Source organism: Streptomyces sp. NPDC007929 (genome assembly GCF_042959065.1).
Taxonomy (GTDB): domain Bacteria; phylum Actinomycetota; class Actinomycetes; order Streptomycetales; family Streptomycetaceae; genus Streptomyces.
Window position 1 is genome coordinate 509,668 of record NZ_JBIBKD010000005.1, and the last position, 23,748, is coordinate 533,415.

General features: G+C 70.4%; 19 protein-coding genes. 12 read left to right on the plus strand and 7 right to left on the minus strand.

All coding sequences use genetic code 11. From position 1 onward, the window contains the following. Positions 1-626: 626 nt before the first annotated feature. The gene (locus tag ACFZDE_RS19745) at positions 627-2,765 is read left to right on the plus strand and encodes an RICIN domain-containing protein (protein ID WP_391201392.1); all 2,139 of its coding nucleotides are present in this window, start codon (positions 627-629) and stop codon (positions 2,763-2,765) included. Positions 2,766-2,859: 94 nt separating this feature from the next. Continuing rightward, a complete protein-coding gene (locus tag ACFZDE_RS19750) occupies positions 2,860-3,891 on the plus strand; it encodes a substrate-binding domain-containing protein (protein WP_390998967.1) in 1,032 nt (343 codons plus the stop codon). 68 nt (positions 3,892-3,959) lie between these two features. Here the strand turns inward: ACFZDE_RS19750 and ACFZDE_RS19755 are convergent, their stop codons facing one another. From ACFZDE_RS19755 to ACFZDE_RS19770, 4 genes are all read right to left on the minus strand, one after another. Further along, the gene (locus tag ACFZDE_RS19755) at positions 3,960-6,314 is read right to left on the minus strand and encodes a glycoside hydrolase family 3 N-terminal domain-containing protein (RefSeq protein ID WP_391201081.1); all 2,355 of its coding nucleotides are present in this window, start codon (positions 6,312-6,314) and stop codon (positions 3,960-3,962) included. Between the two features lie 85 nt (positions 6,315-6,399). Beyond that, entirely contained in the window at positions 6,400-7,230 is an 831-nt protein-coding gene (locus ACFZDE_RS19760) for an ABC transporter permease subunit (protein WP_391201083.1), read from the minus strand. Next, on the minus strand, positions 7,227-8,078 hold the full coding sequence (locus ACFZDE_RS19765) for an ABC transporter permease subunit (RefSeq protein WP_391201395.1): 852 nt from the start codon (positions 8,076-8,078) through the stop codon (positions 7,227-7,229). The genes ACFZDE_RS19760 and ACFZDE_RS19765 overlap by 4 nt, the downstream gene beginning before the upstream one ends. Positions 8,079-8,176: 98 nt before the next feature. After that, entirely contained in the window at positions 8,177-9,349 is a 1,173-nt protein-coding gene (locus tag ACFZDE_RS19770; protein ID WP_391201085.1) for an extracellular solute-binding protein, read from the minus strand. Here ACFZDE_RS19770 and ACFZDE_RS19775 point away from each other — a divergent pair. Continuing rightward, positions 9,336-9,629, plus strand: coding sequence for a hypothetical protein (locus ACFZDE_RS19775; RefSeq protein ID WP_391201087.1), 294 nt, complete (start codon positions 9,336-9,338; stop codon positions 9,627-9,629). The genes ACFZDE_RS19770 and ACFZDE_RS19775 overlap by 14 nt on opposite strands. A 606-nt stretch (positions 9,630-10,235) precedes the next feature. Here ACFZDE_RS19775 and ACFZDE_RS19780 read toward each other — a convergent pair. After that, complete coding sequence (locus ACFZDE_RS19780; protein WP_391201089.1) at positions 10,236-10,811, minus strand: WHG domain-containing protein; 576 nt, start codon at positions 10,809-10,811, stop codon at positions 10,236-10,238. Positions 10,812-10,927: 116 nt separating this feature from the next. On the opposite strand from ACFZDE_RS19780, the gene ACFZDE_RS19785 reads away from it, so the two are divergent. Then, positions 10,928-11,851, plus strand: a complete 924-nt coding sequence (locus ACFZDE_RS19785) for an alcohol dehydrogenase catalytic domain-containing protein (RefSeq protein WP_391201398.1) — start codon at positions 10,928-10,930, stop codon at positions 11,849-11,851. A 251-nt stretch (positions 11,852-12,102) separates the two neighbouring features. Here the strand turns inward: ACFZDE_RS19785 and ACFZDE_RS19790 are convergent, their stop codons facing one another. Further along, positions 12,103-13,656: a TIM-barrel domain-containing protein gene (locus ACFZDE_RS19790; protein WP_391201091.1), complete on the minus strand. Its 1,554-nt coding sequence runs from the start codon at positions 13,654-13,656 to the stop codon at positions 12,103-12,105. Between the two features lie 257 nt (positions 13,657-13,913). Here ACFZDE_RS19790 and ACFZDE_RS19795 point away from each other — a divergent pair, with 257 nt between their 5' ends. The 8 genes from ACFZDE_RS19795 (at position 13,914) to ACFZDE_RS19830 (ending at position 23,301) form a co-directional block, all read left to right on the plus strand. Beyond that, complete coding sequence (locus ACFZDE_RS19795) at positions 13,914-15,914, plus strand: RICIN domain-containing protein (RefSeq protein ID WP_391201092.1); 2,001 nt, start codon at positions 13,914-13,916, stop codon at positions 15,912-15,914. Between the two features lie 194 nt (positions 15,915-16,108). Beyond that, entirely contained in the window at positions 16,109-16,891 is a 783-nt protein-coding gene (locus ACFZDE_RS19800; protein WP_391201094.1) for an NPP1 family protein, read from the plus strand. 323 nt (positions 16,892-17,214) lie between these two features. Next, a complete protein-coding gene (locus ACFZDE_RS19805; RefSeq protein WP_391201096.1) occupies positions 17,215-18,150 on the plus strand; it encodes an ATP-binding cassette domain-containing protein in 936 nt (311 codons plus the stop codon). 29 nt (positions 18,151-18,179) lie between these two features. Beyond that, entirely contained in the window at positions 18,180-18,869 is a 690-nt protein-coding gene (locus tag ACFZDE_RS19810) for an ABC transporter permease (RefSeq protein ID WP_391201098.1), read from the plus strand. Then, the gene (locus ACFZDE_RS19815) at positions 18,869-20,056 is read left to right on the plus strand and encodes a histidine kinase (protein ID WP_391201100.1); all 1,188 of its coding nucleotides are present in this window, start codon (positions 18,869-18,871) and stop codon (positions 20,054-20,056) included. The genes ACFZDE_RS19810 and ACFZDE_RS19815 overlap by 1 nt, the downstream gene beginning before the upstream one ends. Next, entirely contained in the window at positions 20,053-20,700 is a 648-nt protein-coding gene (locus ACFZDE_RS19820) for a response regulator (RefSeq protein WP_391201102.1), read from the plus strand. The genes ACFZDE_RS19815 and ACFZDE_RS19820 overlap by 4 nt, the downstream gene beginning before the upstream one ends. A 145-nt stretch (positions 20,701-20,845) precedes the next feature. Beyond that, on the plus strand, positions 20,846-21,856 hold the full coding sequence (locus ACFZDE_RS19825) for an ElyC/SanA/YdcF family protein (RefSeq protein ID WP_391201104.1): 1,011 nt from the start codon (positions 20,846-20,848) through the stop codon (positions 21,854-21,856). 209 nt (positions 21,857-22,065) lie between these two features. After that, positions 22,066-23,301, plus strand: a complete 1,236-nt coding sequence (locus tag ACFZDE_RS19830) for a histidine kinase (protein WP_391201106.1) — start codon at positions 22,066-22,068, stop codon at positions 23,299-23,301. Between the two features lie 14 nt (positions 23,302-23,315). On the opposite strand, the gene ACFZDE_RS19835 is transcribed toward ACFZDE_RS19830, so the two are convergent. Beyond that, the gene (locus ACFZDE_RS19835; RefSeq protein WP_391201108.1) at positions 23,316-23,585 is read right to left on the minus strand and encodes a PLDc N-terminal domain-containing protein; all 270 of its coding nucleotides are present in this window, start codon (positions 23,583-23,585) and stop codon (positions 23,316-23,318) included. Positions 23,586-23,748 lie beyond the last annotated feature (163 nt).

The following is a 23,748-nucleotide window of genomic DNA, read 5'->3' on the forward strand; positions in this document are numbered from 1 at the left end:
GCCGTGTGTCGCCTCGGGGAGCGCCTTCCCGTCGGGAGCGTGACCGGATCCCGTGTGCTGGTGCAGAAACAGGGCCACGCAGACACCGACGACCGCTGCCCCGACCATCGTCGCCTTCCAAGGGACCCGCGGCGTGCGGGGTGCTGCTTCGTCGCGGATCACGGGGATGTTCTCCAGCGTGTCCCCGTTGTGGAAGGCAAGCACTTCATCAGGACGCGGCGGCCGCTGCGGTGCCGGTGGTGTACTCACGGTCCCCCTCGCTTGCTGTGCGTGACGGTCACGGTAGGGCACCTCTGGCACGGACGAGGCAGATCGCTTGAAGTGCAACATTGTCGTGATTCCGGTACCGGCGATCCCAGAGGGGCCGGAGTGGTGCGTTCGAGGCGTACACCTGACCTGCATCTCGGAGCTGGTGGCCCGGTCCTCTCGTCAATATCCGGTCACCGCCTGTATGCGAAACACTTTCGGAAACGGGCCCGTGACACACAGCCGCTGCTTCCCAATACTGTCCTCACCTTTCGTCCGGCAATTTCTGCCAGAGGAACCGCTCAGGCCACAAAGGAACCGCGTTGATTCGTTCACTGATACGGAAGGTGCTCGCGGCGGCAGCGGCTGCGGGCATCGGTATGGCATTCACCATCGCCTCAGCGGGGAACGCGTCGGCTTATCAGCCGAGTCCCGCGAGCCTTTACACGGCGACGAATTCCGCCGCGTGCAACAAGAGTCCCTGCGTGCTGTACCCGAAGTCGGCCCAGTTGCCGAGCGGCCGGATCGTGGCGACGTTCGAGGACAGCGAGACCGCTCCGGTGGGGCAGACCATGCCCGTCTACAAGAGTGACGACGACGGCACGACGTGGGCGAAGCTGGCCGATGTCAAAGCCCCCGCATACCTGTCCGGCGACTCCGCGTACGCGAAGTACACGAGCAACTGGACCAACCCGTATCTCTACGTCCTCCCGCAGGACGTGGGCGACCTGAGCGCCGGCACCCTGCTGCTCGCGAGCATCGTCTCGGGCGACGACTCTTACTACAAGGAGCAGAAGGCGGCGAACTCCAGCTGGACGCCGACCGGCGACGGCGACCGGAAGGACGTGGCGCTGGCCCTGTACTCCAGCAACGATGACGGGGCGACCTGGAGTTTCCAGAACATCATCGCCGCCGGTGGCTGGCAGGGCGGCAGCGCGGGCAGCCTCGGCCGTACCTCCACGGCGAACACGTACAAGCAGGTCGACCCGGTCTGGGAGCCGCATCTGCTCGCCCACAAGGGGCAGCTGATCGCCTACTACTCCGACGAGAACGACTACACGGGCTACGACACGTCCACCGGCGCCCCGACCCTCGACCCCGACAACGCCACCGCCACGGACTCCGGCGGCCAGGTCCTGATGCACCGCACCTGGGACGGCACCAGCAACTCCGACTGGAGCAACCCGGTCGTCGACGTTCCCGGCTCGACGGTGAGCATGGGCAGCGGCAAGACGGAGATCGGCGGCGGACGCCCCGGCATGACCACGGTCGCGCCGACCACCGACGGCAAGTGGCTCATGACGTACGAGTACTGGGGCGGCGGTACGAACGTCCGCTACCGGATCGCGGACGACCCGACGAAGTTCCGCTCGGGCACGGACGCGGCGATCACCTCGCTGCCCGTGCCGTCGGGCGGCAACACGCTGTCCACGGGAGGCAGCCCTGTCCTCCTTCCGATGCCCGACGGACGGATCGCGTACAACGCCTCCGGCAGCGGCAGCGTGTGGGTGAACGAGTCCGGGCTGAGCACCGGCACCTGGAAGCAGTACCAGACGACGATCGCCGGCGGGTACAGCCGTCATCTCCAGTACGTCGACGGAACGGGACGCGTGCTGATCCTGCAGGCGTCATGGAGCGGCGCGAGCGTCGGGCCGGTCAAGTACGCCGAGGTCGACCTCGGCCGGTCCGACGGCGCCTACCACACCCTCGTCAACCGGCTGACCGGCCAGGCCCTCGCCCCCGCCTCCGGCAAGACGCAGGACGCGAACCTCACCGGCGACGCCGCCGACCTGGTGACGAGCGCCGTGAGCTCCTCGGACGACACCCAGCGCTGGCACACCCAGGCCAAGGGCTCCGACATCACCCTGCTGAACAAGGCCGGCGGCCGCGCGGTCGCCATCTGGACCGGCACCGCGACGGCCGGGCAGAAGCTGGCCCAGTGGGTGGACGACGATGCCACCGACAAGCGGTGGACGCAGGTCGCCTCCGCCACCAGCGGGTACTACAAGCTCCGCTCGGTCCGCAACACGAACCTCTACCTGACCGGCGCGACCGCGGGCGGCTCCGTCACCCTGGCCGCGTCGACCGACGACGGCTCGCAGGACTGGAAGCTGGTCCGGGACCCGCTGCCCACGGACGCGACGTTCACCCTGCAGGGCAGCCACTCCGGCCGCTGCCTCGACGTCCCGAACGGCCAGACCGGTGTCCAGGTCCAGATCTACGACTGCTCGGGCAACGCCAACCAGACCATCACCCGGACCAGCGCGGGCGAACTGCGGATCTCCGGCAAGTGCCTGGCCGCGAACGCCGACGGCACCACCGCGGGCACCAAGCTGATCCTGTGGACCTGCAACGGCACGACCAGCCAGCAGTGGGCGTTCCGGGTGGACGGCACAATCGTCAACCGTTCCAACGGTCTCGTCATCGACGTGACCGGCTGGGGCACCGCCAACGGTTCGAAGGTCCAGCTGTGGACCGGCCTCGGCAACGCCACCCAGCAGTGGAGCAGGGTCTCTTAAGGGACCCCTGAGTCACACCGCGGGCGCCGGAGGCTTGTCCGCCGGCGCCCGCTGCTGTTGCATGGCGCCACGTCGCCACGGGAGAACGAGGACAGTGACCGTTCAGGACAAGGGGCAGCTGGACGCGCAGTACGGCCTGCTGACGAGCATCGCCCAGGAAGCGGGGGTGTCGCTCAGCACCGTGTCCAAAGTGGTGCACCGGCGCCGTGACGTGGGCGCGAAGACCCGGTCCCGGGTCGAGGAACTGCTGGAGCGGTACGGGTACGTGCGCTCCTGGGACCGGGAGTCCGCCGCGTCCCCGCAGATCATCGCCGTCTTCCGCGACCTGTCGGGGCCGTACACCCTGGAGGTCGTCCGCGGGATCGTGGACGCGGCCGGTGAGCTCGGCGTCGACGTGGTGACCGGGACCACGAGCCGGCGGTCCATCTCCCAGTGGCTTCAGGAGTGCGTGGCGCTCGGCGCCGCCGGGCTGGTCATCGTGATCTCGATGCTGTCCGAGGACGACCAGCGGCGGATCGTCGAGCAGCGGCTGCCGGTGGTGCTGGTGGACCCGCTGAGCGCGCCGTCGGCCGACATCCCGAGCATCGGGGTGACGAACTGGAGCGGGGCCAGGGAGGCGGTGCAGCATCTCCTCGGCCTGGGCCACACCCGGATCGCCATGGTCGCGGGGCGCTCGCACTCCCTGGCGGGGGCGGCCCGGCTGCACGGCTACCGGGCGGCGCTGGAGGAGGCGGGCATCGCCTACGACCCGGCGATCGTGGGCTCGACCGACTTCGACTACGACGAGGCGCTCGCGGCCGGCCTCAGGATCCTGCGCGGTGAGCGGCGGCCCACGGCGGTCTTCGCGGCCAGCGACGCCCAGGCGCTCGGGGTGCTGGAAGCGGCCCGGCAACTGAAGCTGCGGGTGCCGGACGACCTGGCGGTGATGTCCTTCGACGACACCCTGGTGGCGGCCATGGCGTCGCCGCCGCTCAGCGCGGTGCGCCAGCCGTTCGAGGAACTGGGGCGCGAGGCCACCCGGGTGCTGCTGTCCGTGGCCGAGGGCCGTCCGCCCGCTTCCCCGCGCATCGAACTGGCCACGGAGCTGGTCCTGAGGGCCTCCACGGCCGCCCCGCCCGGCGGATGACAAGGCGGACGGCCCCGTGGAGAGACCGCCCGCCCCGGCGAGGTGCCCGTTCCTGCCCAAGGACCCCCTCAGTTCCGCTCGACCACCGCCGGCACCCCGTGCCGCCGCACCACGCTCGCGTCCCGCTGCTCACCGACGAGCCGAACGCTCGCCTCGTTCGGGGTGTCACCGCTGGAGGACCCGGCGTGGAGCAGGATCTCGCCGGGCTCGACGATGCGCCGGCCGTCCAGGCCGGTGAAGGCCAGGCGGTCGGTGTGGACGTCGAAGCGCACGGTCGCCTCCTCGCCCGGCTCCAGGTGCACCTTGGCGAAGGCCAGCAGCGCCCGGACCGGCCGGGTGACCTGGGCGACCGGGTCGGTGAAGTACAGCTGGACGGTCTCGGCGCCGGGGACGGGCCCGGTGTTGCGTACCTGCACGGAGACCTCGAAGTCGCCGTCCGTGGGGACGAGTTGCCGGTCCGTCGCCAGGCCGTGGATCTCGAACGCGGTGTAGGACAGGCCGTGCCCGAAGGGGAACGCCGGGGTCGGGTCGAGGTTGGACAGCCAGCTCTGCCGGTCGCCCAGGGGCGGGTGGAGATAGGTGTACGGCTGTCCGGCGGGCGAGTTGGGGATCTGCACCGGCAGCCTGCCGCTGAAGTTCGCCCGGCCGGAGAGGACTTCGGCGACCGCTCGGCCCCCTTCCTCGCCGGGCAGGAAGACCTGCGCCATGGCCGCCGTACCGGCCGCGAACCGCCCCACGGCGTACGGGCGACCGCTGACGACGACGAGGACGACGGGTCGGCCCGTCGCGAGGACCGCCTCGACCAGCTCCTCCTGCACGCCCGGCAGCCGCAGGTCCTCCACGTCGCAGCCCTCGCCCGAGGTGCCGATCCCGAACATGCCGGGCTTGTCGCCGACGGCCAGGACGGTGAGGTCGGCCGCGGAAGCCGTCTCCACCGCAGCCGCAATGCCGCCCCGCTCCACGTCCCGTATCGGGCACCCCTGTGCGAACAGCCACTGCACATCCGGGAGTTCGGCGGCGAGCGCCGCGCGCAGCGACACCGCCTCCACTCCGTTGCCGAGGTCGTCGCGGTCGGAGAGGACGTGGTTGGGGAAGCTGTAGCAGCCGAACATCGTGCGCACGTCGTCGGCGCACGGGCCGATCAGCGCGATCCGGCCGGCGGAGGGCAGCGGAAGGCCCCCGGCGTTGTGCAGCAGCACGGCGCTGGACTGGGCGACGGCGTGCGCGAGTCGCCGGTTGTGCGGCTTGTCCAGGTCGAGTCGGCCCTCGCGCAGGGCGGGCGGCTCCGGGTCCCAGTCGGGGTCGAGGAGCCCGAGTGCGACCTTCTGCCGCAGCACCCGCCGCACGGCCCGGTCGACGTCGGTCTCCTCGGCCGCTCCGTCGCGGACGGCGGCGACGAGTGCGGCGCCGAAACCGCGCTGGTCCGGTAGTTCGACGTCCAGTCCGGCCCCGAGTGCCAGCGCCCCGGCGCCCGGCAGATCGGCGGCCACCCGGTGCGCGTTCACCAGGAACGGCAGCGACCAGTAGTCGGAGACGACGGTGCCCTCGAAACCCCACTGCTCACGCAGCACACCGGTCAGCAGTCTGCGACTCGCGGCGGGGGCCTCGCCGTCGATCTCGGCGTACGAGTTCATGACCGAGCCCACTCCGGCGGCCACGGCCCGCTCGAAGGGCGGCAGGATGACGTCGCTGAGCTCGCGGTGGCCGATGCCGACCGGGGCGTGGTTGCGGCCGCCCATGGAGGAGGAGTAGCCGGCGAAGTGCTTGAGGGTGGCGTACACCCCGGCTTCCTGCAATCCGAGCACGTACGCCTCGCCCATCTCGCCGACGAGGTACGGGTCTTCGCCGTAGGTCTCCTCGCAGCGGCCCCAGCGGTAGTCGCGGATGACGTCGACCACCGGGGCGAGGCCCTGGTGGACGCCCGCGGCGGCCATGTCGGCGCCGATGGCCGCGCCGACCCGGCGGATCAGCGCGGGGTCGAAGGTGGCCGCCATGGCCAGGGAGGTGGGGTAGATGGTGGCGCCGTAGGCGGTGAAGCCGGTGAGGCACTCGTCGTGGGCCATCGCCGGGATGGCGAAGCGGCTCTGCGCCATGATCTGGCGCTGGCGTGCGGCCAGCAGGCGGGCGTGTTCCAGGGCGGGGCGGGGGACGGTGCCGTAGGGGCGGGTGAGCTGGCCGAGGCCGTGCCGGGCGGTCTCGTCGAGGTCGCCGACGCGCCCGAACAGGCTGGTGCCGGGGGCGACTTCCGGGCCGGCCGGTTCGACGTCCTCCCAGGTGCTGCTGAGCTGGGCGACCTTCTCCTCCAGGGTGAGCCTCGCCAGCAGCGCCTCGACGCGTTCGTCGACCGGGCGGGCGGGGTCGGCCCAGGGACGGTCGTCGTCCGCCGGGGAGAGATCGGCGTGGTCCGGCGTGGTGGTCGTCATGCACGACTCCTCAGGGGGTGTTGCACGGGCATGCCGAGGGCGGCCGGCGGCTCCGTCGCCCCGGCCGACTCCCTACAGGCGTGGGTTACTTGGAGAATCCGGCGGTCAGTCCGGCGACCAGCTGCCGCCTGGCGAGGACGAACACGACCAGCATGGGAAGAGTGGAGAGGACGACCGCCGCCATGGTCGCGGGCACGTTGATGCCGAACTGCCCCCGGAAGAGGGTCAGGGCGAGCGGCAGGACGGCCTTGTCGCCGCTCTGGGTGAGGATGAGCGGGAAGAGGAAGCCGTTCCAGACCTGGAGGCCGTCGTAGACCGCGACCGTCACCAGCGCGGGGCGGGCCAGCGGCGCGGCGAGCGAGAACAGCATGCGCCAGTCGCCGGCGCCGTCCACGACCATCGCCTCGAACAGCGAACGCGGCACGTCCCGCAGGAAGCTGACCAGGATCATCACCGTCACCGGCAGCGCGAACGCCGCCGAGGGCAGCACGATCGCGATCAGGCTGTCGTACATGTGCATGCGGATGATCAGCAGGTACACCGGGATGATCACCGCTTGGAGGGGGATCGCCAGGCCCAGGAGATAGAGGCGGAAGGACAGCCGCGACCAGGGATTGCTGTAGCGGACGATGGAGAAGGCCGCCATCAGCGCGACGACCACGGTGATCGCGACCGCCGCCACCGTGACCACCACGCTGTTGAGCAGGTAGGTCGTGAAGCCGCCGTCGAGGACGCTCCGGTAGTTGTCCAGGGTCGGATGCGCGGGAGGTGCCAGCGGACTCGCGGTCGTGAAGTCGGCGCTGCCCCGCAGACTGGTCACCACCACCCAGTACACGGGTACGACGACGAGCGCGGTCCAGGCCAGCGTGGCACCGCCGGTGACGGTGCGGCGCAGGGTGGTGGCGGCGGTACTCACAGGCCCTCCTGCTGGCTGTCCATCCGGGTGAAGCCGGACAGGCGGGTGGTGAGCAGCGACAGCGCGAGACCGAAGACCACCAGGAGGGTGGCGATCGCGCTGGCCCGGCCCATGTCGTGGGCCTGGAAGCCCGTGATGTACATGGCCAGCGGCAGCACACGGGTCGCGGTGCCGGGGCCGCCGGTGCCTCCGGAGAGGACGAAGATCAGGTCGAAGTAGGTCAGCGAGCCGACCAGCATCAGCGTGCTCGATGTGACGAAGGTGTACTTCAGCTGCGGAAGCGTGATGCGCAGGAAGCGGGTCATCGGCCCCGCGCCGTCGATCGCGGCGGCCTCGTACAGGGAGATGGGGATCTGCCGGATCCCGGCCTGGTAGAGCAGCGCGTGGAACGGCGTGAACTGCCAGGCGATCACGAAGATCACCGTGTAGAGGGCGAGGTCGGGCGAGCCCAGCAGGGGCTGGGCCAGCCAGTGCAGACCGGGCGTGGCGCCGATACCGAAGGACGGGTCGAGCAGCGCCTGCCAGGTCAGGCCGATGGCCACGGCGGACAGCAGCAGGGGCAGGAACCACAGCACGGCGAACAGCGCGCGCAGCCGTCCCCGGGGAGCCTGGAAGACACCGAGCGCCAGCGCGAGCGGCGTCTGCACCAGCCAACTCACCACCATCACCTTGAGGGTGAGCCACAGCGCCTGCCAGGTCGCGCCGTCGCCCAGGACGCCGGTCCAGTTGGCGAGGCCGGCCCAGCCGACGGAACCCAGACCGTCCCAGCGGGCGAGGCTGAGCACCAGCACGCCGACCAGCGGGACCAGGCCGAACAGAGCGAACAGAAGCAGCGCGGGCGCGGCCATCAGCAGGCCGCTGAGGCGACGGCGCCGCCCGCCACGGGCCGTGCCCGGCCGCGCCCTGTGGGCCGCGACCGGACGCGACGTACGGACCACGGTGGCCATCACTGCGCCGCCTTGCTCATGTTCGTACCGAACTCCTCCGGCTTGATCTGCCGCAGGAACGACTTGTCCACATTGGTCAGCAGCGGGTCGGCCTGGTCGGAGGGGAGGGCCTGGTCCCAGGAGAGCTGGAAGTTCGGGGAGTCCTGCACCAGCTTGTAGACGAAGGTCAGCCACCGCTTGTCGTCCGACTTCACGGCCGCCAGCTTCGACTCGAGCCCGTTGACCGGCGGCACGCTGCCGGCCGCGAGGTAGGCGTCGACCTGGTCGCCGTTCATGACGTAGTCCTTCAGGTACGTCAGCGCCGCGGATCTGTTCTTGCTCGCCTTGTTCAGCGACAGGAAGTTCGACGGGTTGCCGACGATGTCCTTCGGGTCGCCCTTGCCGCCGGACAGGGACGGGAAGGCGACGTAGCCGAGGTCCTTCTTCACGAAGTCCGGCGCGGCCTTGACCAGGTTGGCGTACTCCCAGGTGCCCATCAGCTCCATGCCGGCCTTGCCGGTGTAGAGCAGCGCGGTGGAGGCTCCCTGGTCGTAGTTCACGGAGGAGGCGTTGTCGCCGAAGGCACCGGCCTCGGCCAGCTCCTGGAGGCGGGTGTTGGCCGCGGTGACCGCCGGGCTCTTCCACGCGGAGGCGTCACCGGAGGCGATGGCGTCGAAGGCCTCGGACCCGCCCTCGCGGTCCAGCAGGTACTCCAGGTACATCAGCGTGGGCCACTTCGAGTTCGCGGCGAGGGATATCGGGGTGACGCCGTCGCCCTTCAGCTTCTTCACCGCCGCGAGCAGGTCGCCGTACGTCTTCGGCGGCTCGACGCCCGCGTCCTTCAGAACCTTCTTGTTGTAGTAGAGGACGACGGGAGCCAGACCGTTCGCCGGGACGCCGTAGACGTCACCGGCGAAGGTGGCGCTCTTCAGCACACTGGGGGTGAAGCGCAGCAGGTTCACCTGGGCGTCGGTGACGGCGGCCACCTTGTCCGCCTTGACGTAGTCGTCCAGCGCGCCGCCGCCCCAGTTGAAGAAGAGGTCCGGGGCCTGGTTCGCGCCGAAGGCCACTCGCAGCTTCTGCTTGTAGTCGTCGTTGGCGAACAGCCGCAGGGTGATCTTCTGGTCGGGGTGGTCCTTGTTGTAGGCGTCGACTGACGCCTTGAGGATCGTCTGGTCGTTGAGCGCCCACATGGTCAGGCCCTTCGACGACGAACCCGAGGACGAGCCCGCCGGCCCCGAAGTCCCGCATGCGGAAAGGGACATGGCCGCCGCTACGACGATCGCGACACCGATCCCCCGTCGCACTCTCGGAATGATCGCCCCGTCTTTTCCGGGTGCCGGAAATCCGCGCATGATCTGCCTCTCTTCTCTCGACATGCCGTATGCATGCGTCAGGCAGATGGGCGGCTGGTGCGAAACGCTTTCGGATGCCATCGCCGTGGTTTTCCTGCCTGCTGGACCGGGACACTGACACGGAATTCGCGGCGGGGACAAGGAGGTGAAATTCCTCGGTTACGAAACATTTTCGGAGGTGGGCGGCGACGGGAGGTCGCCGCCCGGCCCGATGGCCGGGTGCGCGCCGAGCGTGCGAAGTGTCAAGGCGACGACCTCGCGCACCACGACGCGCACCACAGCGAGGAGGCTGCCGAGGGCTGATGAGCAGGACCCGCCCTGGGGACGCCGCTCGACCCGGGCACCTGCGACCGGCAAGCGGCCGTTCTCTTCGACGACGGCCGGGAGCTGACCGAGCGGTCCGTTGCGGCGTACATCGCCGAGTACGCCACCAGCCCGCGCCGCGATCATCGCTGCCGACCGGCTTGGGGTGGATCCCGCCCTCAGAGGTTCGCCGGCCTTCGCTGTTGATCTTTCCCGTCCATTCGGCCGCGTTCAACCAGGTTCGCTCGCCGTTGGGAGTCTTGATTCCCGCCCTCCCGGCCTCGGTCGGATCCGGGGTCCGGCTCGCCCCGCGCCCCGGTTCAGCGGTGCGGTCCGTTTCTCCCAGGGTGGGGGTCTGCCACTCCGAAGAAACACCCCAGGCCGACAACCCGGCGGTGGAATCGCGTCACCAGCCGGGCCGTCACGCGTCGATCAGTGCTCCGACTGATGTGCGGACGCGTGCGTCGACCGCGGCCGGGGGATCCGTCGGCAGCTTGCCCTCCAGATACAGGAAGGCGAGCCCGTGGAGCAGCGCCCAGCACGCCACGCCCAGGGCGTCGGGGTCGGCGTCGGGGCGGGCGCGCGCGGCGGCCCGGCGGACGAAGGCGTCCACGTCCGCCGCGGCCGCGTCCCGCTCGGTGTCCGCGGGGGTGCAGGAGGTCCTGAACATGATCCGGAACAGAGCGGGGTGTGCGAGCGCGAAACGTACGTAGGCGACGGCCAGGGCGGCGAAGTCGTCCGAGGTCACGGCGGGGGCGGCCGCGGCGAGACAGTCGTGCAGTTCCCGGCAGCCCTGTGCCGCCAGGGCCGACACCAGCGCGTCCTTGTCCGCGTAGTGCCGGTAGGGAGCGGCCGTGGACACGGACGCGCGGCGGGCGACCGCGCGCAGTGACAGTTCGCCTCCCTCCTCCAGCAGCTCACGGGCCGCCTTGAGGCAGGCGGCTCGCAGGTCGCCGTGGTGGTACCGACCGCGGGGGGAGGTGGTGGACATCGCCATGAGTTCTCCTTTCCCTTCCATCATCGCAGCAACGGCCAGCAAAGTTGACGCTGCTTACATCTGGAAGCTAATGTAAGCGCCGTACACATTCTGGGAGTGAAAGGCACGTGCTGGTCATGAAAGCGATCCTCGCCCGTACGTACGGAGGCCCCGACGTCCTGGAGCTGGCCGAGACCGACACCCCCGAGGTCGGCGCCGGCTCGGTGCTGGTGCGGGTGAAGGCCACCGCGGTCAATCCGGTCGACTGGCACATCGTCGCCGGTCACATGGAGGGCATGCTGAAGGTCACCCTGCCCGTCGTGCCGGGCTTCGACGTGGCGGGCGTGGTCGAGGCCGTCGCCCCCGACGTCACCGAGTTCGCCGTCGGTGACGAGGTCATCGGCTACGTCCGCACGCAGCAGGTGCAGCACGGCACCTACGCGGAGTACGTCGCCGCACCCGTGCACACCCTCGCGCGCAAGCCCGCCTCGCTGGACTGGGAGCAGTCGGCCGGCCTTCCGCTGGTCGGGCTCACCGCGCTGCAGGCGCTGGTAGCGGTGGGCGCCGGGGCGGGGGAGACGGTGCTGGTGCACGCCGCGGCCGGTGGCGTCGGTTCACTGGCCGCCCAGATCGCGGTGGCGCGGGGCGCCCGGGTCATCGGTACGGCCAGCGAGCGCAACCACGACTTCCTGCGGTCGCTGGGCGCCGAGCCCGTCACCTACGGCGAGGGCCTGGCCGAGCGGGTGCGGCAGTTGGCCCCCGAGGGGATCGACGCCGCGGTGGACTGCGTGGGCGGTGACGCCGTCGCCGTCTCGCAGGAACTGCTCAAGGACTCCTCGCGGGTCGCCTCGATCGTCGACCAGCAGGTGGCCGCGAAGGGCGGGCGCCATGTGTTCACCCAGCCCGTCAGCGCGGACCTCGAGGAGCTCGCCACGCTCGCCGACACCGGCAAGCTCACGGTCCACGTCGACCGCGTCCTGCCCCTCGCTGCGGCGGCCGAGGCGTTCCGCCTCAGCCAGACCAAGCGCGTCCGGGGCAAGATCGTGCTCGACGTCGGCTGACCCCGGCATGGCACCCCCCGGTGCCCGGGAACAGGACTCCGCGGCACCGGCCGTACGACCGCCGTACGACCGCCACGAAGTGGCCGCCACCATGCCGCCCCGCAAAGGCTGGGCACCTGCCGTTCCTCTTCCGGTACGACACCGGGCCCCCGGATCCCACGACCCGCCCTTCGACACCGCACAGCAGGCTGGGCGGCAGCGGGAGGTCGCCGCCGGGCTCGGTGACCGGGTGCGCGCCCAGCGGCGGTCCGTCATGCGTCGGTGAGACGCTCGAAACGCGGGATGCGTGTGAGGTCGCAGCGCACCGTCACGGCTGTGGGGCCCTCGACGTCGGTGCCGTCGTCGCCGCGCCAGCGACCTGCCGGGAGGGCGACTTTCCGCTCGGTCGCGCCCTGCGTGGTCACCGGTGCCACGATGAGGTCCGGGCCGAGGAAAAACTGATCGGTGACGTGCTCCAGTCCGCTCGCGTGGTAGGCCATCGGGCGCACGATCGGCTCACCGGTCCGGGCGGCCTCCTCCACGAGATCGAGGATGAGCGGCAGGAGGGACGCGCGGATCGCCAGCGCCGCGTGCACCGCGGCGAGATGGACGTCGTCCAGAACGCGGGAGGGCCTGACGGAGAACTGCATCATCGGACTCAGTGCCGCGATCTGGGCGTACCGGACGAAGAACTCCTGGTCCGTCGCCCCCTGCTCGCCCATCGCCACGATCTCACCGCCGCCGATCATGTCGGGGCAGGTGAAGGGGTAGCCGATCATGCCCTGGGCGAGCATCTCGGGGATGAGCGACTCGATCCCGGCCGTGCCCCACCGGGGCGGCTTGTCCTGCAGCCGCTGCCCGAGCGGCTGACCGCCCATCCGCCAGCACGCCCGGTACTCGTTGAACGGGTAGCGCACTCCCACCCGAGCCCACGCCTCGCACAGGTCGACGGGTTCGGCCGGCGTGGCCGTGAGGTCGTCGGCGCGGTAGTCCCGTATGTCACCGGCGTCGAACTTGAAGCCGTCGACGCCGGTCTCGGCCATGAGGGTGTCGAGGTGGCCCGTCAGCCAGGCGATGGCGGCGGGGTCGGTGAGGTCGAGGAGGGCGCTGAACCCGTTCCACCACCGGCGGATCGCGGTGTCGCCGTTCCGGTCGCGGATCAGCAGCCCCTTGCCTTCGAGTTCCCGGAAGGCGGCGGAGTCCGGGCTGACGAACGGGACGACCCACAGCATGACCGAGAAGCCCCAGTCGTGCAGTTGCTGGATCATCGCCGCCGGGTCGGGGAAGCGGGCACCGTCGAACCGCCAGGTGCCGTAGCCGGGCGACCAGCAGTCGTCGATCATCAGGACACCTGGCGGCATCCCGGCGGCGAGGAGATCGGCGGCGAACCCCAGGACCGCCTCCTGCGTGGGCGTGTGGGGGAACTCGATCCAGGTGTTGTACTGCGGCCCGGTGAACAGCTCCCGCGCGGGTGCCCGTCCCGACGGGGGGAAGAAGCGGCGCGCGGCCCACTGGAACGCCTCCCGCAGGGTGGCGCCGGCCTGCCCGACGCGGACCTGTCGTCCCGTCACCCGCAGCAAACCGCCCTCGCCGCCTTCGAAAGCGAAGGTGAAGGGCCGGTCCGACCAGATCACGCGCCCGCGCGTCGATACCAGCAGGGGGCTGCTCTGATTCGACGGCGCCCCGTCACCGGACTCATGCCGTAGGGCTGCGCCGAGATCACGTACGAACGGCTGCTCGCCGAAAGGCATCAGCAGGCCGTCCTCCGCGGCGCCGCCCCACCAGCGCTCGCCCGCCTCCAGGATCAGCCCCACTTCGTCGTCCACGGTCAGTTCCTCGAGACCGCCCACGGGCGGAGCAGGCACAGGGTGGGAGGACATCATCACGACCTTTCAGCGGGAGGAGGGAAGCCAGCTGTCGACGATCACACAAAATCCAACGCGTTTCGACAGAATCATTGACGATCCCTCGTCCCAGTTCTACTTTCTGCTCGACCCACCGAGCCACGGTCGGTATATCGGACGACGGTGGATGCCGGGGAGGCATGCCCTTCCCGGATCCTGACTCCCCTCTGGAGAGCCGCATGTCGCACACCCCTGCCCGAACGTGGGTCAGACGGGTCACCGCCCAGGTGATCGCCGCCGGACTCGCGGTCGCCGGTCTGGCGAGCCTCGACCGGCAAGAGGCGTCCGTTCCCCTGGCCGCCGAACCGGCCGCCGTGAGCACCAGTCAGATCGGCGTCACGCCGCCGCCGATGGGCTGGGCGTCCTGGAACACCTTCTTCAGCAGCATCGACTCCAACGTCATCAAGCAGCAGGCCGACGCCCTGGTCTCCTCCGGCATGGCGGCGGCCGGCTACAAGTACGTCAACCTCGACGACGGCTGGTGGCAGGGCCGGCGCGACGCCGACGGCAACATCGTCGTGGACGAGAGCCTGTGGCCCGGCGGCATGAAGGCCATCGCCGACTACATCCACAGCAAGGGCCTGAAGGCCGGCATCTACACCGACGCGGGCAAGCAGGGCTGCGGCTACTACTACCCCACCACCCGGCCCGCGGCTCCCAACACCGGTATGGAGGGCCACTACCAGCAGGACCTGGAGACCTTCCAGCGCTGGGGCTTCGACTACGTCAAACTCGACTTCTGCGGCGGCCGGGTGGAGGGCCTGAACCAGGAGACCACGTACAAGGCGATCTCCGCCGCGAACGAGGCCGCCTCCGCGGTCACCGGCCGCAAGCTGGTGCTCTCCTTCTGCGAGTGGGGTTCCGGCCTGCCCTGGAACTGGGCGACCGGCCACGGCGACCTGTGGCGCACCAGCGACGACGTCCTCTTCTACAAGGAGACGCCGGGGCTGACCAAGATGTACCGCAACTTCGACCAGGCCCTGCAGCCCTCGGCCCAGCACACCGGGTACTACAACGACCCGGACATGCTGATGGTCGGCCTGAACGGCATGACCGCCGCCCGCAACCGGCTGCACATGAGCCTGTGGTCGATGGCCGGCGCCCCGCTGCTGGCCGGCAACAACGTGGCCACGATGACCACCGAGACCCGCGACATCCTCACCAACCCCGAGGTCCTCGCCATCGACCAGGACCCGCGCGGACTGCAGGGCGTCAAGGTCGCCGAGGACACCCGGAACCTCCAGGTGTACGGCAAGGTGCTCTCCGGCACCGGCAAGCGCGCGGTGATGCTGCTGAACCGCACCGGCTCCGCCGCGAACATCACCGTCCGCTGGTCCGACCTCGGCCTGACCAGCGCCTCCGCCACCGTGCGCACCGCCTGGACCCGTACCGACGCCGGATCGTCCGCCACCGGCTACACCACCTCCGTCCCGGCGAACGAGGCGGTGCTCCTGACGGTCTCCGGCACGGAGGCCACCGGCACCACGTACGAGGACGCCACCACCGCCACCACCCCGACGTTCAGCGGCGTCACCGCCGGCGCGGCGGGCACCAAGCTGGTCGACATCACGTACGCCAACGGCGGCACCACCACCCGCAAGGCCACCCTTCAGGTGGGCGGCCAGTACAAGTACATCGTGGCGTTCCCGCCGACCGGCTCTGCCACCACCTACCGCACCGTGTCCGTGCTGGCGAGCCTGGCCAAGGGCAGCAACACCGTGAGCTTCGCCGCGGTGTCCGGCAGCACCGCACCCGACATCGACGCCCTCCGCGTCCAGAGCATCCCCGGCACGGACGGTGCAGCCCTGGTCGGTACCGCGTCCGGCCGCTGTGTGGACATCGACAAGAACACCTACGTCAACGGCACCCAGGCGCAGCTCTGGGACTGCTCCGGCGGTCGCAACGAGACCTTCACCGAGACCTCGCGCGGGGAACTCGTCGTCTACGGCAACAAGTGCCTCGACGCCGAAGGCGGCGGCACCACCAACGGCACCAAGGTCATCATCTGGGACTGCACGAACGGCACCAACCAGAAGTGGACCGTCAACTCGGGCGGCACCATCACCAACAACGCCTCGGGCCTCTGCCTGGACGCCTCGAACGCGGCGACCGCCAACGGCACCAAGCTGATCCTGTGGGCCTGCACCGGAGGGGCCAACCAGAAGTGGACCCGCACCTGAGACCCCCGGCAGGGCCCTGACCACCCGCCCTCCCTCGCCGCCTGACATCCTGCGTCGGCCCGACAGGCACAGACGTACATCCTTTGGTGTACACGGCTTTGGCCGGATGGCGGACGGTTGGCCAGCCCGCTGTGACGAGTCTGGTGCCCCGCCGGTGCCGAGGGGTGCCGGCAACCGAGCAACTGGAGGCCCGCATGGCCCAGCCGTCCAAGCTCCCCAGAAGATCCCGTCTCGCTCAGGCGGCCGTCGTCCTCGGCAGCGTCACCGCGCTGACCGCCGGACTGGCGGGCAGTGCCCACGCCGCTGTCCTGAACCCGCTGGGGTGGAACGCCAGCACCTTCCAGAACAAGTACATGCCGCAGTTCGACTACGACTCCGACAGCTGCTTCCCGGCGGCGGCCGTCGACGCGAGCGGAAGGCTCAACGGCGGCCTCGCCGTGTCCGGCTCGCTCACCGGCATGTGCCGCAGCAACCACCTCGGCAAGGCCAACACCTACGCGCAGTCCAAGTGCCAGCACGGCTGGTGCGCGTACGTCTACGGGCTGTACTTCGAGAAGGACCAGTGCGACCCCACGGGCATCACCGAGTGCGGGCACCGCCACGACTGGGAGTCCGTCGTGGTCTTCCAGAAGCAGGGCGAGGAGCGGCCCCGCTATCTCGCCGCCTCACGGCACGGCGGCTACAGCACCCACCCGATCAACGAGGTGCCGATGGACGGCAACCACGTCAAGATCGTCTACCACAAGGACGGACCCAGTACGCACGCCTTCCGCTTCGCCAAGTGGGGCGAGAGGCCGGTGGCCTGGGGCACCGGCAAGTGGGACACGCCCGCCCTGGTCACCATGGAGAACATGGCCAAGACGCCGCGCGACGCCCTCTGGAACTCCAAGTGGGGCCTGGCCAACTTCCCGCTGACCAGCAACCTCGTCAGCAACATCAACAAGGCCCGGCCCGCCGCCGTCCCCGCGTTCTCCTGACGCACCGCCCCACCCAGAACCGCCCCCGGCGAGGACACCCCCCCTGTCCCGCCGGGGGTTCTCCGTGGGCCCGTCGACCGTCTGTCCGCTGACCTGAAGCTGCCGCAGCCGCTGCGTGGCTGACGGTGGTTGTCGGTATCGCCGGGTGCCCCTCTGAAGCCACGTCGGTGAGCCACGGATCGACTTCGTGGCTGCCGTGCGGCGGCTGGCTGCTGAGGACGTACATCGTTTGGTGTACACGGCTTTGGCCGGATGGCGGACGGTTGACCATCCCGCTGTGACGAGTCTGGTGCCCTGCCGGTGCCGAGGGGGTGCCGGGATTCGTGAGGGGACAGATCAGGATGATCGTCGCGCAGGGGTTGACCAGGCGGTACGGGCAGGTGACAGCCGTCGACGACGTGTCGTTCACGGTGGAACCGGGTGTGGTGACCGGGTTCCTGGGGCCGAACGGGGCGGGCAAGTCGACCACGATGCGGCTGATGCTGGGCCTCGACCAGGGAGAGGGCCGCACCACGTTCGACGGCCGTACGTATGCGGAGCTGGACCACCCGACACAGACGGTCGGTGTGCTGCTGGACGCGGGCGCCGTGCACCCCGGGCGGACGGCGCGGGCGCATCTGCGGATGATCGCCGCGGGAGCGGGTCTGCCGCGGCGGCGGGTGGACGAGGTGCTGGAGATGGTCGGCCTGGGATCCGCCGCGGACCGGCGGGCCGGAGGGTTCTCGCTCGGCATGCGGCAGCGGCTCGGGCTGGCCGCCGCCCTGCTCGGCGACCCCGCGGCGATCATGCTGGACGAGCCCGCGAACGGGCTGGACCCCGAGGGCATCCGTTGGCTGCGTGACCTGCTGAAGGTCTTCGCCGCGGAGGGCCGGGCGGTACTGGTGTCCTCGCACCTGCTCAACGAGATGGCGGTGCTCGCCGACTCCCTGATCGTCCTGGGCGGGGGCAGGCTGATCGCCGCCGAGTCGGCCGACGACTTCATCGCCCGTCACTCCCGCAAGGAGGTGATCACCCGCGCCGACCGGCCCGAGGAGTTGCTGCGGGCGCTGTGGGCGGCCGGGTTCGAGGCGTCGCAGGGGCAGGACGGCCGGATCACCGTCGTGAACGCCGCCACCGACGACGTGGCCGCCGCCGCCAGGAGCGCCGGCGTGACCCTGCTCGAACTCTCCGCGGTACGCGCCGACTTGGAAGAGGCGTTCTTCCAGGCCACCTCCGACGTGGCCGCGTACAAGGCGCACGCGCCGCAGGGCAGCAACTGACCGTCACGGACCTGGAAGAGAGAATCCTCATGCTCAACGCGCTTCGTTACGAACTGATCCGGATGCGGACCATCCGCTCCACCTGGATACTCCTGGCCGCCGCTGCGGCCGTGCAGTTCCTCGTGGCCTACGTGGCGGCCGGCCACAGCGACCAGACTCGGCTCTGGCGTTTCCTCGCCTCGTTCAACACGACGCTGCCCCTGGTCCTGCTGTTCCCGATGGCGATCGTGGTGGGTGCGTTCGGTCACGAGTACCGCTACCGGACCATCACGACCACGGTCCTGACGCTGAGGTCCCGCCCGGTGGTGATGGCGTCGAAGGCCGTGGTCTCCGCTCTCCTCGCCGCCGTCACCGGCGTCCTGCTGGTGCTGGTGACGCTGCTGGCCCAGGTGCTGCGGGGTGGCGCGCCGGACGACTGGGCGCGCATCGGGCAGGTGCTGGCCGCGGTGGTCGTCTACGGGGTGCTGAGCTTCCTCGTCGGGCTCGGCCTCGCGGCGCTGACCCGCAACGCGACCGTGGCCATGATCGTGATGCTCGCCGTGCCGATCGTGGTGGAGGGCCTCCTGTCGAGGTGGCTGAAGGAGTGGTGGATGGCGCCGTTCTTCTCCGCCGCGTCGCTGGTGGACGCCTTCAAGTGGCAGTCGCCGCTGCCCCTGACGGCGCTGGCCGCGCTGGTCGTCGTCGGTGCGGGTACGGCGCTGGTGCGGCGGGACGTGTGATGCCGTCCGCCGGACAGCCCGGGGGCGCCGCGGTGGCGCCGAGCCGCGGCGACCGGAGTCTCCGCCCCTGGTGGGGCGGGGACCCCCTCCTGGGGTGTCTCGGGGACGGGGCACTGGGGGTGCTCGTGGGGGCCCTCGGCGTGGCGATGGCCCGCGGCTCGGGGTTCGGGCTGCTGTCCGGCGGACGGACCGTGGTGCCGCTCGCCGTGGCGTGTGCGATCGTCCTGCGCCGCCGCCTGCCCCTCACCGCGGTGTCGGCCGGGCTCCTGGGCTGGGTGCTCGTGGGCACCCTGTGCGCGGTGCCCGTGGCCTGCTGGACGGTGGCGAGGCGGTACGGGCCCTCCGCCGTGACCTGGGTGACCGCCGCCGTCAGCGGCGTGGTGGTGGCCGCGCCGTGGAGCACCTGGCCCTTGGGGCTCGGCCTGCCGGTCATGGCGGGCGTCGCGGTCACCGCGGTCGGTGCCCCGGTGGTGCTCGGACTGTGGCTGCGGCAACGCTCGCAGCTCCTCGCCTCGCTGCGCGAGCGAGCCGAGCAGGCCGAGCGCGAGCGCAGGCTGCTGGCCGCGCGGGCGGTCTGCGAGGAACGTGCCCGTATCGCACGGGAGTTGAACGACGTGGTGGCCCACCGGATCAGTCAGATGACCCTGTTGGCCGGCGCGCTGGAGACGACCTCCCGAGACGCCGCCGCAGGAGAGGCCGCGGCCGCGATACGGACCGCCGGAGCGACGGCGCTGAAGGAGCTGCGCAAGCTCGTCGGCGTGCTCGGCAAGGGGGACGAGGGCGTGCCGCTGCACCCGTTGCCGACCGTTCAGGGGGTGCACCGACTGGTCGAGGACGCGTCCCGCTCCGGCCGCCGGATACGCGTCGGCCTGCCCGGCGAACTCCCCGAGCTTCCCGGCACGACCGAGCGCGCCCTGTACCGGCTGGTGGAGGAGTCCCTGGCCAACGCAGAGAGGCACGCGCCCGGCGCCGAGGTGGACGTGACCCTCGGGGTGTCGGACGAGCAGGTGACCCTCTCGGTACGCAGCTCACCCGCGGCGTGTCCGTCGGCGGCTGCGGCGGAAACCGGTTTCGGACTGTTGGGGCTGCGTGAGCGGGTGGCGCTGGCGGGTGGCAGGATGACGGCCGGCCCCCGGCCCGGGGGAGGCTTTCTGGTCACCGCGAGCCTGCCGAGGTATCCGTCATGATCCGAGTCGTACTGCTGGACGACGAGCCGCTGGTGCGTGCCGGACTGCGGATGATCCTGCAGAGCACCGGGACCGCGGAGGTCGTCGCGGAGGACGCGGACGGCACCCGCGCGGTGGAGCTGGTGCAGGCGCACCGGCCGGACGTGCTGCTGACCGACATCCGCATGCCCGTCGTGGACGGCCTGGAAGTCACCCGCCGGGTGCGCGCGTTGACCTCTCCCCCCGAGGTGCTGGTGCTGACCACCTTCGACCTCGAGGAGTACGTGTACCTGGCCCTGCAGGCCGGCGCCGCCGGGTTCCTCCTCAAGGACGCCCCGCCGCACGAGATCGCCCGGGCCGTCGAGATCGTGGCCAAGGGCGAGGCGATCCTCGCCCCGGCCGTCACCAAACGGCTGCTGACCCGGTTCGCCACCGGAGCGGGCAGCAAAGCCTCTGAAGCCCGGAGGAAACTGTCCCGGCTCACCGGCCGGGAACGCGAGGTCGCCGCCGCCGTGGCCACCGGCGCCGCCAACGCGGAGATCGCCCGCACGCTCCACATGAGCGAGGCCACCGTGAAGGTCCACATCAGCCGGATCATCACCAAGCTGGACCTGGAGAACCGCACCCAGATCGCCATCCTCGTCCACCAGGCGGGCGAAGCCTGACCCGCAACGGCCAGGCGCGGCCGGTGTCTCCTGGCTGCCACGGCACATCTCTCCTCCTCACCTCTTCCTTCCCCTCTCCCTTTCCTCCCTCCTTCGGCCGGAGACCTCCGGCACGATCAATGACGTACAAGGGGCCGGCACAGTGGTGCACCTGGTTCTGTTCACTCCCGCAGGCGTCTTCTTTCTGATCTTCGCCTGCAGCTTCGCGTACGACCGAAGACTCATACGCAACGGCGTCTACCTGTTCTTCGCGCTCCTCTTCCTGTTCGTGGGGCTGGTGGGGGAAGTGCTGCAGGTGTCGGTGAGGGCGGCCGGGGTCCTGTCCGCCGTCCCCTTCCTCCTCCTGCCCCCGATGATGCTCGTGCTCGCCGTCTTCCTGATCGTCAACGGGGTGACGATGCTGCGCCGTGAGGGCAGGAGCCTGGCGAACCTGCTGTCGCTGGCGGCAGGCGTCGGCATCATCCTGTTCCTCGGGCTACAAGTGCTGGCCGCCGACACCGGCTGGAAGCCGCTGGAGTTGGCGATGGCCCCGGTGACGGGCGTCCTCGGCTATGTCTCGTTGCTCTTCACGATCTTCCTGCTCTACTCCTTCGTCTACGGCAGGATCGGGCACCGGGGTCGCCACGCCGTCGACTTCGTCGTCGTCCTCGGTTCCGGGCTGGTCGGAGGTTCGCGGGTCCCGCCGCTGCTGGCCGGACGGCTGGAGCGGGGACGTACCGCCTTCGACGCCGAACGGGCCAAGGGCCGGGATCCGATGCTGCTGACGTCCGGCGGCCAGGGGCCGGACGAGGACCTCCCCGAGGCTCGGGCCATGGCCGACTACCTCATCGCGGCCGGCGTACCGGCCGACCGGATCCTGGTCGAGGACCAGTCCCGGACCACGCAGGAGAACCTGCGGTTCAGCAAGGCGCTCATGCAGGACCGCAAAGCGGACTACCGGGCCCTGGTGGTGACCAACAACTTCCATGTCATGCGCGCCGCGCAGATCGCGCGCAAGGAGAAGGTCATGGCACAGGTCATCGGCTCTCCGACGGCCCGCTACTTCTGGCCCAGCGCGACGATCCGCGAATTCGTGGCCGTCTTCCTGTCCCACCGGGTGCTGAATCTCGGCATCTGCGCGCTGCTGGCCGTCATCGGCGTGGTGCTCGCCCTGTGAACCCGTCCCACGTGCGGCGGAGCCGTGGGCGAAAACCCCGGATGCTGCCTGACCTGCATGGATATCCGCACGATCGCCACATGGTGATCCAGGCCGTCACCCCTCGGACACGGTCGGGCATAATGCGCGCCGTCCGGCCGACGGCCGGGTCCGGGGCCGGCCGCCACCGCTCCGGCGGACCTGCCCACCGTGCACCGAGGTGACGTGTGATGACGCAGCCCCCTGCCGATGATCTCGCCGCCCGCCCCATCCGCGGGCGCGGCGTCCTGAGAGCCACCGTGGTCGCCATGCTGGTGTTCGCGGCCTACTGGGAGCAGGAACAGGTCTGGCACTACCACGTCAGCCTGTGGTGGGACCTGCTCGTGCTGCCGTTCTGCCTGGTCGGCCTCGCGTGGCCGGTCGCCAAGCGGCCGGCCTGGTTCACCGCCGAACTGCGCACCGCCGTGCCCGCCGGCCTCGCCTTGATCATCTCGGTCCTGCGGATGACCGATGTCGTGCAGGGAGACGATCTGTCCTTCGCGGTGCCCGGTGCCCTGGCGGGTCTGCAGCTGATCGCGGTCCGCGACTGCCGTCCCCGGTGGGTGGTCGGGTGCTCCCTCCTCGTCGGCGTCGCGCTCGTCCTCGGAGGCGGTCCCACCGGCATCTTCGCAGGCGTCGGCATGGCGGCACTCGGTGGCTATCTGCGTGCCCTGGCCAAACGCCGCCGTGCCGCCGTCGCCGCGACCCAGCGCGCCGAGCGTCTGGCGATGGCGGCGGACCTGCACGACTTCGTGGCCCACCACGTCACCGGCATCCTGATGCAGGCCCGCATGGCACAGATGATCCGGACCAGCGATCCGGAGCAACTGGAGACGCTCCTGGAGGGCGTCGTGCACGGCGCCACGGAAGCGCTCGCCTCCATGCGCCGCACCGTCGGGTTCCTGCGGGACAGCCTGGAGGAGACGGCCGAGGGAAAGGCGGCCAACGATCGCCGCGTCGGCACTCTCGCGTCCCTGCCGGAACTCGTCGAGGGCTTCGGCGGCCCGATAGGCCCGCACGCGGTGTTCCACCGCGACGAGTCGGTTCCCGACGACCTTCCCTACGACGTCCAGGTCGCCGCCTACCGCGTCGTACAGGAGGCCCTCACCAACATCCGCCGCCACGCCGCCGACGCCACGGAAGTCGCCGTCCACCTCGCCCACGACGGCCAGCGCCTGGAGGTGACCGTGCTCGACAACGGCAAGGGCGGCACGGCGCTGCCGGCCGCGGCCCGCGGCGGCGGCTTCGGCCTGGTCGGCCTCACCGAACGCGTCACCGCGCTCGGCGGCGAACTGCGCACCGGTCCACGCCCCGACCGAGGCTGGCAGGTCACCGCCGTACTCCCTGCCCCAGCGGGCGACCCAGCGCGTGAGGCCGACGCCGACATCGGCGCCGGCCCGGCCGGTGTCCGCATTGCTTACAGCTGATCGAAGGTTCTGTGTCAGACGACGCCTGGCCGACGCCGGGCGTCCTTGCGGCCGATGACGAACCAGCACAGGGAGCCGAGGAAGGGGGCCGCGAAGGCGAAAGCGATCCAGACCAGCTTCATCCCCCCGGTAAGGCGGGACCTGAGGATGCTGACCAGTGCGCTGATGAACAGCACGATGGCGGCAAAGCCACAGAGAATCAACGCAAGCGTTACCGCCGCGCCGGCCACTTCTTCGCTGGTGGCGGCGAGGGTTATGTGGTGTACGAGTTGCGTCTGCATCATGCGTTCCTCTCAAGGCGGGGATGATCGGGTCTCACCGATCAGATGCAGCGATATTGGCCGCTGTGGGAGGCCGACGGCGTCCTACTTTCGATCTTGCTGAGGTAATCCAGAAGTGGTACGCAGATGGCCTGCTGCCCCATGAGAAGCGCTCACACGTCACCGA

Coding starts and splice junctions, on each gene's coding strand:
- ACFZDE_RS19795 (WP_391201092.1), top strand. CDS start 13,914: ATGTCGCACACCCCTGCCCGAACGTGGGTCAGACGGGTCACCGCCCAG.
- ACFZDE_RS19835 (WP_391201108.1), bottom strand. CDS start 23,585: ATGATGCAGACGCAACTCGTACACCACATAACCCTCGCCGCCACCAGC.
- ACFZDE_RS19810 (WP_391201098.1), top strand. CDS start 18,180: ATGCTCAACGCGCTTCGTTACGAACTGATCCGGATGCGGACCATCCGC.
- ACFZDE_RS19785 (WP_391201398.1), top strand. CDS start 10,928: ATGAAAGCGATCCTCGCCCGTACGTACGGAGGCCCCGACGTCCTGGAG.
- ACFZDE_RS19820 (WP_391201102.1), top strand. CDS start 20,053: ATGATCCGAGTCGTACTGCTGGACGACGAGCCGCTGGTGCGTGCCGGA.
- ACFZDE_RS19765 (WP_391201395.1), bottom strand. CDS start 8,078: ATGGCCGCGCCCGCGCTGCTTCTGTTCGCTCTGTTCGGCCTGGTCCCG.
- ACFZDE_RS19780 (WP_391201089.1), bottom strand. CDS start 10,811: ATGGCGATGTCCACCACCTCCCCCCGCGGTCGGTACCACCACGGCGAC.
- ACFZDE_RS19745 (WP_391201392.1), top strand. CDS start 627: ATGGCATTCACCATCGCCTCAGCGGGGAACGCGTCGGCTTATCAGCCG.
- ACFZDE_RS19770 (WP_391201085.1), bottom strand. CDS start 9,349: ATGTGGGCGCTCAACGACCAGACGATCCTCAAGGCGTCAGTCGACGCC.
- ACFZDE_RS19755 (WP_391201081.1), bottom strand. CDS start 6,314: ATGACGACCACCACGCCGGACCACGCCGATCTCTCCCCGGCGGACGAC.
- ACFZDE_RS19800 (WP_391201094.1), top strand. CDS start 16,109: ATGGCCCAGCCGTCCAAGCTCCCCAGAAGATCCCGTCTCGCTCAGGCG.
- ACFZDE_RS19815 (WP_391201100.1), top strand. CDS start 18,869: ATGCCGTCCGCCGGACAGCCCGGGGGCGCCGCGGTGGCGCCGAGCCGC.
- ACFZDE_RS19830 (WP_391201106.1), top strand. CDS start 22,066: ATGACGCAGCCCCCTGCCGATGATCTCGCCGCCCGCCCCATCCGCGGG.